Below are 12,615 nucleotides of genomic sequence, written 5' to 3'. Positions count from 1 at the left end.
TGTTAAAATAAAATATCTCCTCAAGGTTTATGGTAAAATAGAATTGCCTAGAAACTAATTAACCAATCCACCTAAAGGAGATATACCTACATGATAACATATAAACAGCTCACTTTGGCAGAAATTTTTGAAGATTGTCAAAATAAATTCGACAACGACAAATATCAGTTCCTTTCGCTTCTTGATGAAGCCATTGACCTTGATGAAATTATTCCTGTTTCTTTTATTTCTCATTTTTACGCCAGTACCGGAAGACCTCGCAAACATCAGCTTTATCCAATGCTTAAGGCACTTCTTATCCAGCGTATTTTCTCAATCCCGACGGACACACTCCTGATCGTATTTTTGAAATTTTCCCAGGAACTGCGTGATTTCTGCGGTTTTGATGTTGTTCCGGATGGTTCCAAATTTACACGTTTCAAACAGGATTTTTTATCGGACTTACAATCTATGTTCGATCATCTTGTTGATCTGACCGAACCGATCTGCCAAAGTCTTGATCCTGCCCTTGCTTCCATGACAATCTTTGATACCTCTGGCATTGAAGCATGGGTTACAGAAAATAACCCAAAATATGCCAACCGTATTATCAAGCAGCTAAAGGCTTTCAAAAAGTCCCATAACCTTGATGATTCCTATGATCCTTATAAAGCTGCTTATGGCTCTATGCCAACTCATGCGGCTTCCAATCAGGCAATCCAGCAGATGTACATCAATGGACATTTCTGTTACGCCTATAAATTTGGTATTATTACGAACGGGCTTGGTATTGTTCGTGACATCACTTTCTACAACAAGGACTTTCTAAAAAAACATCCTGATATCGTTGTAGGGAAGAAATCAGATTCACCGGATGAGGATAAATCCCTTGCCGATTCGAAAGCACTTCTTCCAGTTTTAATTGACTTTTTCCAGAAACATCCTTTAATAAATTCAAAGACGTTTCTTGGAGATGCTGCGTTTGATGCCATTAACATTTACAAATCCCTCTTTGAAGAAATTGGCTTTCAAAAAGCTTTTATCCCTTTAAAAACAAAGCTTTCTGTGGAAGGAACCGACTATACTGTCAATGAAAACGGTATTCCCTGCTGTCCTCACGATCCATCACTTCCGATGCGGCGTGAAGGAAGCAGATCCCATTTGCGGAGCAAACTTCCTACCATGAAGTTTGTATGTCCAAAAATGAAATGGGAATACAATCCTGCCGACAAGTCAAAACATCGCGTATGTCATTGTGACAATCCATGTACATCTTCTTCCTGCGGACGAATGATCTACATTTATCCTGAAAAGAACCTTCGTGCCTATCCTGGTGTAGAACGCGGCTCACAGGAATGGGAGGATACTTACAAGATCCGTGTAAATGTTGAAAAGTCAATCAACCATTTCAAAGATAGTTTCTGCATTGCAGATCGTAAAACACAGAATGAGAAAACACTTCATGCTGATTTACTGCTTGCAGGAATTACCCAGCTTGTTACTGTGCTTGTCGCTGATAAGATTCATCAATACCAATACATCCGGAGTTTGAAGCCTTTGATTGCCTGATTATTAATATGCATACAATCTTTTCTTCGCAGTTTATCTGGGAAGTCTTTTAGTCATGTTCAAATTTAGAAGTACCTATTTTTCATCTTAAGAATCCTGCGTTGCAAGATTCTTACCGCTTTTTAGTTAGGATTGCGAACTTGTTTCGCAATTACCTACATATGAATATTCACAATCCTCATTTTCTCCTACTACTTATACAGTGTCATCTTTTCATTTTTCCACTGTAGCAACATATTTTTCTTATATATATTGTACATACATTATCATAATACAATCGTAATCCATATCTGTAAATTTTACTTTTTCCCTCTTTTCCACCTGATAATTATTTCCCCAAAACCATTCCAACCAATAACCAGCGTAAAAAAATATTTCATTTCCTGTGCATTTGCAGGGTACTTAGATATTCTTAGCCGGCAAAAATCTGCGTTATGAGAAATCAGAGACACTGTCTGAGCCGCAGGCGAGTTTGGCTCTGATTTCTCATGCTTTTAGCAGATTTTTAGCGGCTTAGAATATCTTAGTGCCCGAAACCGCACAGGAAATGAAATATTTTTTTACGCGTCCCTTTTTGACCCAAACAAAAAATGGCGACACAAACTGCCGCCATTTTTCACTCCCTTACTTATTAACCTTAAGAATATAAGTACTATACACCTCATCCTGGAACACCACTTCTCCAAGTGACTTCAGCACATCCTCATTCAATGTCCCCCCATATTTCTCCCTCTCCTTCGATCCGACAAAAATATAAGAAACATCATACTCTTCCAGCAGCTCCTTCACATACTCCTCATCCGAAGAAGTATAAATACTCTCAATATCCGCGCTCTTCTCATTCAAGTCCGCAGTATCATCTCTCCACAGCCACTCATGCACATACCATCCCAGCACAGTCGGAAGCCCTGTCATAGCAGAAACACGCTCATAGCCACTATAGCTGTCCCCGTTCGCCTCAAGCACAACCGGTGACCCTTTCACATTCTTCTTCAGCCATTTAATACCAGCCACATCCTCTGTGAAATCATTTGACAGGAAAGATGTCGCATTCAATCCTTTATATTCAGAAGGCTCCCATACCTTTCCAAACCACGCATACACACTGTTTCCAAAATAACCAAAGGTCCAGCAAAGCAATACCAGGCCGATCACTGACACAACCTTAAACACTTTCTTACGTGCAGACACCAGCATACGGAAAATACCATATCCCATGGTCATCCCAAACAGCATATACGCCTGATAAGTCAGCTTAAACATAGTATTCGCCCTGGCGTTTCCATTTTCGTAAATATCTCTTACATAAACCAACTCCGGAATCACGATCAGCCCGATCGCACAGAGTCCCATGACAATCGCAAACAGATCCGGCACAGAGATTGCTTTCATCAGTTTATATAGACTTCTGTTCGCACCACCACGAAGCTTCTCCCAGATGATACAGATGATCAGCAGAACTGTCAGAACCACAGGCAGTCCCCACAAAATCAGCAGCTGATGGATCATAGAATGATTCTGCGCAATTCCCACACCTTTAAACATGCTGTCAAACTGCAAAGTAAACGGCAGAGAAACAACGTATGAGATCACAATGATCTCCACTGCCTGAACCGCAGTCACTGCCAGAATCCTCTTCACTTTACCATCAAACTGAACGATATTGGTAAACAGCACCACTCCACCGGTCACCACGAAATAAATAATAAAATCCCAGAAATTCGTAAACCGGAACATACCGATCATCACTGCAGCCAGCAGGATATGCGGAATCAACAGCTGTTTTTTCCAGAACTGTTTCCGGCCCGGTTTCATAATTACTGCTTCTCTCATCCGCACACTTCGCATCCACGCATAAAGAAATCCCACCAGAAACAGCACAAACATTACATTTACCACATGGGCATGGAGATCTCCCAGCACAAAGGAATAACATGGAAATTCATGGATCGTCTTGTCCGGCACATCCGGATTGTATCCAATATAACGGGTCGCATCCGGGAACCAGTAGCTGTCCGCTTCTTTTCCCTGCAGCTTCTGGAGCCATGGAATGATCTTACTGTAAACCACATAATGCATATTTCCCGCAATTGATACAGAAAGTCCTGCTATGATCCCGGCCACTGCCGGCACACAACGTTTCTTTCCTGTCAGGCTTCCTTTAAGCCTGTCCACAGACATCTGACGAACCAGTGAAAACGGAAGCGCAAACGCAAATGCAGCCACAAAAGTACGCATCAGATTGTAAGTGAGTTCTACTTTACTGCCAGTCAGCTTCGTCAGAAATACTGCAAAATACTGTCCGCCATAATAATAATTGATCGTACCTTCTGAATACCACAGATCTCTTGCAGGAAGTGTCGTACTTCTCATCATGGCTTCCATGAAACCATAATCCATAAATTTCTCAGTTCCGTATGCCTGCGGACGGAATCCTGCAAAATAAGTCCACATCAGGAAAAATATAAAGAACAGAATTTCCTCTCCGTAAATCAGATTTACCTTTCCGGACGGAAAGCAGTCAATTCCATTTTTTCCCTGAAAATGATATAAAACCCCACAGCCAACAGCACATACAACAGACACACCGATACATGTCGCTGCAGTAAATGGCAGTATCTTCGCAGTTACCAGAAACCACGTAAGAAAACCTGTCACAGTAATCGCCAGCACTTTTGAAAACATCCAGCCTTTGTCCTCAAATCCGGCAAACAGTCTCCCTGTCACAGGCATGGCAACCATTCCCATCAGAAATGCCAACATCCACCAGGTCCAGAATGTCCATACATCTCCCTTTAACAGAAATGCAGACAGCCCTGCAAGAGCTGCTGCAAGAAGCACTCTCGGTGCCCATTTCTTCATCCGTACGTCCTCCTTAATCATTTATAAAATTATTGTGGTTACTATAATCTTACACATTCTCTCTTATCTCTGTAAATCTGTGATCACCCGGCTCATAATCATAAATCCGGAGTAATCCCCGTAATAATGCATTTGAGGATTATTCTGTTGTTTTATAGATCCGTATCCGTCCATCCTGAGTCTCACAAACCTTTTCATATGCTGCAGCAATTGTCTCCTCACGACATTCCTGCTGTTCAAATTCCGAACCTTCTTCAAACAGGATATATGTTATTTTTTCCTGTTGTACTGTTTTTTTCAATGTTTCACTGTCAGATGTGGTGTATATCGTTACAGCCTGTGCAGCCCTGTAATTCGTATCATAGCCTGCAGACCATGCGTAATATGGCCATCCACAGTAAAGCATAGCTCCGGACATCGTCACTTCATTCATGCTGTACTCAGGAGTAAGTAAAAGATCGTTTTTCTCCAGATTCTCCTCCAGCCATTGGGTCAGCTCGCTGTTCATATTTACAGTCACACGTCTGCCCGGACCATTTCCCTTTATGATCACCACAAAGTCATAAATCCCGGTCACACTCAGAGATATCACCAATACTATTGCCAGTATCTTTCCCATAGTTTTCTGTATCCCGGACTGCCCATTTCTCCCATTCCAAAGACTGCATACTGCCCATGCCCAGAAAATCGTCAGAAACGCATATGATATCATGATATATTTATGGTTTACATTAATATCCGGTGTCATCAGAAGCACAAAAGCAAAAATCACCGGAAACAGGAAACTCACAAGGATTGCTCTCTCCCGTCTTCTCATAAACCATACCATTAGTACCAGCCCAAGGAAAAAAACTCCACTCATCCAGAACAGATATTTCACAACTCCCGGGACAGTCTTATCCTCTGCCAGAAATCCCAGATAAATCTGAGGACTCATAGCACTTCCAACAATAAAAATCTTTGACTGAAGCCAGGAAAAGAAGATGGATACCCCCGCCATGACAGCGTAATCCACTTTTCCATCCGAGAAAATCGCAAAGCCGCACAAAATCAGCAGACCACCGATCACTGCTGCCCCATTCCAGAACGCACACAGACCCAGAAACATTCCCATAAGCAGTGCCTGATCCAGATTTCTGCTTTTCCATCCTTCCTTCGAAAAGATTCTGTTTTTTATCCAGAGTATTCCCTTCTCTTCATGTGCCGTCCCGGCTTCCAGCCAGTCCATAAACAGATATAGTGCCAAAGTCACCATCAGAAGTCCAAATGCCAGATGCCTCTGATTAAGATAAACATTAAAGTTCCACAATCCCCAGTTCTCATTGACAGTATATCCGATAAAGGAAGTATTTTCTTCCAGGGTTTCCACAAGATTCCCTGCCTGGATATGCTCCCATGCAAATCTGAAAAAAGCCATTCCGCTTCTGAAAAAGAACAGAAACAATGCCAGTACACCACAGCACATTTTGCCTGTGATCCTAAGTGCAAGCTGATATAACAGCATAAGAAATCCCACAAGCGACAAGGTACTTACGATATTATAGGCAAAGTCCATACGCATTCCAAGATATTCCAGATTTCCTGTGAGAAACTGAAACATAAAATGATACTTTACATCTGCACCTCCATAATGAGGATACTGTGTGGGAAAATTATTTCCTGCAGAAAAAGAACGCATCATCGCCGTATGTGGTGCATAGTCTCCATACACAGTCAGGCCGGAATACAGGATTCCGTCTTTTATATAGAAGACATAAAACATCATATATGTAATAAATACAGTCAGCAGACCAAAGAGTAATATTTCCTTTTTTAATCTGCGCTTATCCTGTGTTTTATCAATATTCCATATCCTGTAACTTCCCTGTTTTCTGTATTTCTGTACGCTGAGCAGTATCATAATAACTGCTGCACCTGTCATCCCGATAATATTTCCATACAAAAGTGGATTTTCAGCTTTTCCCACAACACTGAAAAACCAGGAAATAATATATACCATCCAGGTCAGTAAAAGTGTTCCGACTCCAAAAGAAGCCGGAAGCATGAGCCAGATACGATTAATACCTGACACACTCCTTCCCTCTCCTGTCAGCATTTTCGATGCTTCACAGCCCAGCATTCCTGCCAGAAGCAGATAAATAATTCCAAGCATAATTTCTCCCTGTACATTTCCCCGCCATGCAGATACTCCTACCTCCGGGGGATTTTAGCAAACAAGTATCAGTATAACAAAAATCCTTACTTATTAAAAGCAAGTTCACATAAATTAAACATTTTAAATTTTTTGTTGCTTCAGATATTGTTCAATCCCTTTCACTATAGCTTCCACTATTTTATTCTGATATTCTTCTTTGCAGAGAAGTCCGGCCTCTTCCGGATTTGTAAGAAAACCACACTCTACAATATTCAGAACGCTTTCACTTCTTTTTAACAGATAATAGGTTTTATTACCTTTTGCCACACGAGGGCGTTTTACTTTCAGTCCCAGATTCAGTTCTTCCTGGATAAACTCTGCCAGATTCTTTCCCCGGACAGAATCTTCATAATAAAACACCTGGGGACCGCATACAGACGAATCCTGATAGCTGTTCTGATGAACACTTATGCACAGCACAGGTCTGTATTTCTTTATCATAGCAATCCTGCACTGCATATCCTGTGCTTTCTGATTTCTGCTGTCCTCCTCATAAAGGCCCTTATCTTCTTCCCTTGTCATGATTACAGAAAATCCTTGTTTTTCCAGAGAATCCTTTAATTTTACGGCAATCTGAAGATTTATCCCCTTTTCTTCCAGTCCGTTCACTCCGATCATTCCCGGATCCGCTCCACCATGTCCTGCATCTACCAGAATGATTTTTGAATTTTCTGTTGAACTCATAGTCTCTGAAACTTCAGCTGCCTGTTTTGACAGAATGAAAAAACTGACAAGAAGCAGACACCCTAACATTAATTCCAGTCCATATTTTTTCAAACTAAAAACACCTCCTGAGACATCTTTTACAGTCTACGGGAAAATTCACTGTTCCTGTAGACTGGCTATAGCAATTCCATAAAATAATGCAATCAGTATTTCATAAAATTCTATATTAATATATGTTTCAGAAGATGTTTTTATAGCCTGCTGATGCAGAACTTTTAATTATTCAGATTGTCCGAGATTACCTGCCAGATTCCGTTGTTTTCAAATCCAAGCTTCCATGCAGAAACTCCTGCAAGGTCATATTTGGATACCAGCTTCACTTTCTCTGCAACTGACTGAGCATCCTCAAGCCAGATCTGATAGGTAGAATTATCTATATCATATTTTCCATAATTCTGGGAAGTGGTCTTATCCCAGTAGGTTTCCACATTATTCTCGGCAATTGTCTGCTGTGCCTGATCCATGCCGATCGCTTCACTGGTCACATTTCCCCCTGTGGTCCTCCACAGTCTGGTATAAAACGGAATGGCATTGATCACACGTTTAGCCGGAACCTCATCCAGTGTATCTTGGATTCCCTGTTCCACCCATGGAAGAGATGCCACAGAACCGGCTTCAGATCCTACATAATGCTCGTCATATCCCATGATGATCACATAATCTACAACCCTTCCCTGCTCAGCCCGGTCATAATGGCTTGTAAAATCCTCAGGAACCGGATTATCCACTGAAAGAACCAGATTATTCTTATGACACTCTATGGAAAGTTCTCTCAGAAATTCCAGAAAATGAGTTCCCACATCCTCGCTGAGAGATTCAAAATCCACATTAATGCCATCCATTCCCACATCTTGGGCTGCCTGGATCAGCTGACTGATAATATTCTGTCTCGCCGCAGTGCTGGAAAGTGTTTCCGTTGTACTTACTTCCTGTGTAAAGTTGTCGATCAGACCCCATACCTGAAGCCCCTTTTCATGAGCCTGTGATACATAATCTGCACTTGCGATGCTTGCAATGTTTCCTGAAGTATCTGTCAGATAGAACCAGGTAGGCGAGATCACATTCACACCTGTCATATTTGCTGTCGCATCCGCAAAATAAGCATTGGCATCTGTGGAAGTCACCTGATGCCATACCATATTGACCTTGCTGTCCATAGTAAGATAGGAGTACTCTTCCTTCTTAAAGCTTCGTTCAAATTTTGTCTTCTCTGCTTCTCCCACTTTCTTCTTATCTATATAACCAATATATCCGTCATCCGTAGCTACCTGATCCCAGTTCTCCAATTCTTCGATAAGACGAAGCTTTGTACCTTTCTTTACAGAAGTAAGAATAGCCGATTTAATTCCACCGCGGTAACGTATGCTTGTATTCTTCTTAACTGTGACTGTTTTTACATTTTTGAATTTATACTGTATGGCAATCCTGTATGGATCTTTTGTGATGTATGCATCAAGATCTGTAAATTCCTGCACATAAGTAAGATTCAGATACACTTTGTCATCTTTCACCCATACCTTATCTCCTGCCTCAGATGATGCACTCGCAGAAGTCAGCTCCGAAGGTGTTGCATAAAGTATCTGCTGATTGGCAGAATCCCAGTAATATCTCTGGTTCAGATAAGTATTCACCACATCCAGTGGTAAATAGACTCTGTCTCCGTCCACCAGACCACGTTCTTCCAGTTTCTCAGTTCCAATGACCAGGGCAATCTCCCCATCTGTCATTTCTCCATAATATTCATTCAGATCCATTTTCTCAGAAGATGGTATGTACTTCATTACTACATGAGTGACAATTCCAAGAATCGCAACAAGAATGACCAAAACGGCAACTGCGATAACTGGTTTATACTTTTTATTCATAGTATTTTTCCTTTCAGTAAATATTGTGTTACCGGAAACAAAGCAGACAGTAACACGATTGCTATTGATACATCAGCTCACAGAAAGGTATTTCATATAGTTATTTTGAGTATGATGTACCAGTATTATCAACTGTATCGGTAACTTGATGATACTGGCTTAAGTATACCATAAAATATTACAATTGTATTGCAAAATCGTATTTTTCACAAATTTTTAAGATATGCGTAATTATATTCTTATGCTGCCCGAAGGCATTATGAACATCGGGGGGACTGGTTCAGAATCTGTTCGGGCAGCTTTCTCTTTTGTTATTTTTCTTTGACGAAATCAAAATCCACACGAGCGATCCGTCCTTTTTCATCTTCAACGTAATCACGCATGTATCCACCACCTTCTGCAATCTGACAGGCTTTTGCAATTGTTTTCGGATTACTGAGTATACCATTCAGATACAGAGAAATTCCCTGTTCACGATAACTCTTCAATTCTTTTTCCAGTGGTTTACGCATGCTCTTTTTGGTTGCCCGTGATATATTTTCCGTAAGCTTACCTCCCTTCTTTCATAAGATTTTTTAGAAAGCACCTTATCGGCTGTTGAAAAAACAATATCCCTGCACCTGTTTTATCGTTACTGTGAACGGAGTGAACAGTAACGTTTCAACTTCTTATCATCATGGAAATTTTACCTGTACATTGCCACAGCAGGAACGCTGCATGAAAAACGGCAATGAAGTTTAGAAATAAAAGATCACTTTGGTTAATGTTTCAGATCTTCGCTTATGTGAACCGCAGGTTTACTGCTTCTTCTGTTTTCATTATATCCATCTGGTAAACAGATGCAAGTGTTTTTCTTCATTTATGTATTTTTTTCTGTTTTGTTTCTAAAAATTTAATATTTTGGTTGATTACTTATCTTTACATTTTGCAGTTCTGTGTTATATAATATAGTGTATAAAATTTTATAAATTCACAGTCAGACAATAGAATTTTTGAAGTTACTTGCAGCAATTTTCCAAAGACAGCGCATCTATGGCAATCCTTTAAAATTGCTGTTCAAAAAAACAATAGTAACTTTTAATTTATCCGTAATTGTCCGCAGCTTTCAAAAGTTAAATTTTCATTATCAGAAACACTTTTAATGGATTTTCACAGGCAATTATGAAGCTGCCAGATAATTCAATGTTATTCAGAATAGGATGTGACAACATGAAGATAGAAAAGATTAACGACAACCAGATACGCTGCACACTGACAAGAGAAGACCTGGAGAACCATCAGATCCGTATCAGTGAACTGGCTTACGGCACTGAGAAAGCCAAGAAACTTTTCCGCGATATGATGCAGCAGGCACAGATACAGTTTGGTTTTGAGGCAGATAATATTCCATTAATGATCGAGGCCATCCCGGTGAGTACCGAGAGCATCATCCTGATCATTACCAAAGTAGAGGATCCTGAAGAACTGGATACCCGTTTCTCCAAATTTGCTCCATTCAGCGGGAATGATAAGACAGATACTCTTCAGCTTGACGGTGCAGACAATATTATTGATATCTTCCAGAAGCTTTACGAAGCAAAGATGAAGAGTACTCAGACAAAAGATGGCAAATCTGCTCAGAATACCGGAGCAAAGGAAAATGACGATACTCAGGTTCCTGATGTAAATCTTATTCGTCTCTATGAGTTCGACACACTGGACGATGTGATTGCGGCCGCCCATGGACTGAACGGCTATTTTACCGGTACAAACACCCTGTACAAAGATCCGGCCGATGAGCTTTACAAACTGGTACTTCACCAGTCATCACTTTCTCCGGAGGATTTTAACAGGGTATGTAATATTCTTACGGAATATGGACAGGGAAAGGCTTTCTCTCTTTCAGGAGAAGCTTATCTGACAGAACATGGAGAACTGATTTCCGATTCTGCCCTTCAGCAGCTGATTCAACTGTAATAATTTTCATAATTAAAAGAGCATTCAGTTTTCATCTGAAAGCTCTTTTCTTATACTATAGTAAATTACAGATTTCTCAAAAAAGGATGTCCTGAACTTATTCAGAACATCCTTTTTACATGTCAGTCTATGACAATTCAACAATTGTCATAGTCCGTCATATGATTACCTTTCAGAAAGATTATTCTCCAAGAAAATCATTAATCTGGTTAACCAGTACATCAACATCCAGTCCATGAACCATAGCTGCTTCTTCGAGAGATTCCATCTGGGAAGATGGGCATCCAAGGCAATGCATTCCTGCTCTCATAAGAATCGGTGCGATATTTGCATCAATCTGAAGAAGCTGACCGATCAGCATGTCTTTTGATACTTTAGCCATTGTATATTTCCTCCTTAATTTTTCTTCATACTACTCAGCTTTTATAGCTTCTGATATTATAATACTATTTTACTCTGGAATCAACTGCAAACTTTTAATTTTATCGTTCCTCCCTGAAATACGGAAGTCCCAGAGCAGCAGGCGGCTGGTGTTCCTTTTTCTTTCGGAAGCTTGTGAATACCAGTACGATAATCGTTACCACATAAGGCAGTGCTTTAAATACTTCCTGCATGCTTCGTCCAAGTCCCGGGATATAAAGATACAGAATATAAAGAGCTCCGAACAGGAATGCTCCCCAGATTGCATTCAGTGGTTTCCATAATGCAAAGATTACCAGTGCAACAGCAAGCCAGCCACGATCTCCAAAACCATTGTCTGTCCAGGTTCCTCCTGAATATTCCATTACGAAATAGAGTCCGCCCAGACCTGCCAGACCTGCACCGATACAGGTTGACAGATATTTATATTTGATAACATTGATACCTGCTGCATCTGCAGTTCCCGGATTTTCACCGATTGCCCTGAGATTCAATCCCGCTCTTGTCTTGAACAGAAAAAGCGATAACAGGACTGCTATAATAATACAGAGATATGTAAGGAAACCATAATTAAATAAAATACCTCCGATAACCGGAATCTTAGACAATCCCGGGATTTTTGCCGTATAGGCACTTCCTGTTACTTTTACGGAAATCTGTCCTACACCGCCTGCAAGCTTGGAAATAGAACCGCCAAAGAAGTTACCAAAACCTGTACCAAAAATGGTAAGTGCAAGACCTGTTACATTCTGATTTACACGAAGTGTGATAGTCAGGATACTGTAAATCAGACCACCGATCGCAGCACATGCAAACGCACACAAAAACGATATCAGTACACCCACAAGTGCATTGGGATCAGGATTATCCTTCTCATAGAGGAAAGCTCCCATCAGACCTGAAATGCCGCCCATATACATAATTCCCGGAATACCAAGATTCAGGTTACCGGATTTCTCTGTCATAATCTCACCAAGCGCCCCATACAGAATACAGATGCCCTGGACAATTGCTTTTTGAATAAAAACTATCAGTACACTCATT

Annotated in this window: 8 protein-coding genes and 1 pseudogene; 2 read left to right on the top strand and 7 right to left on the bottom strand. The window is 40.7% G+C overall.

What is annotated here, in order from left to right; translation table 11 throughout:
* Nucleotides 1-90 precede the first annotated feature (90 nt).
* A pseudogene (locus NQ550_RS04475) lies at nucleotides 91-1,453 on the top strand (transposase); the annotation flags it as partial.
* Between the two features lie 719 nt (nucleotides 1,454-2,172).
* Here NQ550_RS04475 and NQ550_RS04470 read toward each other — a convergent pair.
* From NQ550_RS04470 to NQ550_RS04450, 5 genes are all read right to left on the bottom strand, one after another.
* Nucleotides 2,173-4,410, bottom strand: a complete 2,238-nt coding sequence (locus NQ550_RS04470) for a DUF2298 domain-containing protein (protein WP_029677094.1) — start codon at nucleotides 4,408-4,410, stop codon at nucleotides 2,173-2,175.
* A gap of 139 nt (nucleotides 4,411-4,549) precedes the next feature.
* The gene (locus tag NQ550_RS04465) at nucleotides 4,550-6,562 is read right to left on the bottom strand and encodes a hypothetical protein (RefSeq protein ID WP_025579978.1); all 2,013 of its coding nucleotides are present in this window, start codon (nucleotides 6,560-6,562) and stop codon (nucleotides 4,550-4,552) included.
* Between the two features lie 123 nt (nucleotides 6,563-6,685).
* On the bottom strand, nucleotides 6,686-7,381 hold the full coding sequence (locus tag NQ550_RS04460) for an N-acetylmuramoyl-L-alanine amidase (RefSeq protein WP_025579976.1): 696 nt from the start codon (nucleotides 7,379-7,381) through the stop codon (nucleotides 6,686-6,688).
* 164 nt (nucleotides 7,382-7,545) lie between these two features.
* Nucleotides 7,546-9,195: a glycosyl hydrolase family 18 protein gene (locus NQ550_RS04455; protein WP_025579975.1), complete on the bottom strand. Its 1,650-nt coding sequence runs from the start codon at nucleotides 9,193-9,195 to the stop codon at nucleotides 7,546-7,548.
* Between the two features lie 311 nt (nucleotides 9,196-9,506).
* Complete coding sequence (locus tag NQ550_RS04450; RefSeq protein WP_008707925.1) at nucleotides 9,507-9,707, bottom strand: hypothetical protein; 201 nt, start codon at nucleotides 9,705-9,707, stop codon at nucleotides 9,507-9,509.
* Between the two features lie 697 nt (nucleotides 9,708-10,404).
* Between NQ550_RS04450 and NQ550_RS04445 the strand changes: the two genes are divergently transcribed.
* A complete protein-coding gene (locus tag NQ550_RS04445) occupies nucleotides 10,405-11,151 on the top strand; it encodes an adaptor protein MecA (RefSeq protein WP_025579973.1) in 747 nt (248 codons plus the stop codon).
* Nucleotides 11,152-11,332: 181 nt separating this feature from the next.
* Here NQ550_RS04445 and NQ550_RS04440 read toward each other — a convergent pair whose 3' ends face one another.
* Complete coding sequence (locus NQ550_RS04440; protein ID WP_008707923.1) at nucleotides 11,333-11,533, bottom strand: DUF1858 domain-containing protein; 201 nt, start codon at nucleotides 11,531-11,533, stop codon at nucleotides 11,333-11,335.
* Nucleotides 11,534-11,633: 100 nt separating this feature from the next.
* Nucleotides 11,634-12,614, bottom strand: a complete 981-nt coding sequence (locus NQ550_RS04435; protein ID WP_025579972.1) for an ABC transporter permease — start codon at nucleotides 12,612-12,614, stop codon at nucleotides 11,634-11,636.
* Nucleotide 12,615 lies beyond the last annotated feature (1 nt).

The sequence above is a fragment of the Blautia wexlerae DSM 19850 genome (assembly GCF_025148125.1).
GTDB classification, from domain to species: domain Bacteria; phylum Bacillota; class Clostridia; order Lachnospirales; family Lachnospiraceae; genus Blautia_A; species Blautia_A wexlerae.
Note: the sequence above shows the minus strand (reverse complement) of the source record. Positions and strands in the feature narration are given on the sequence as shown.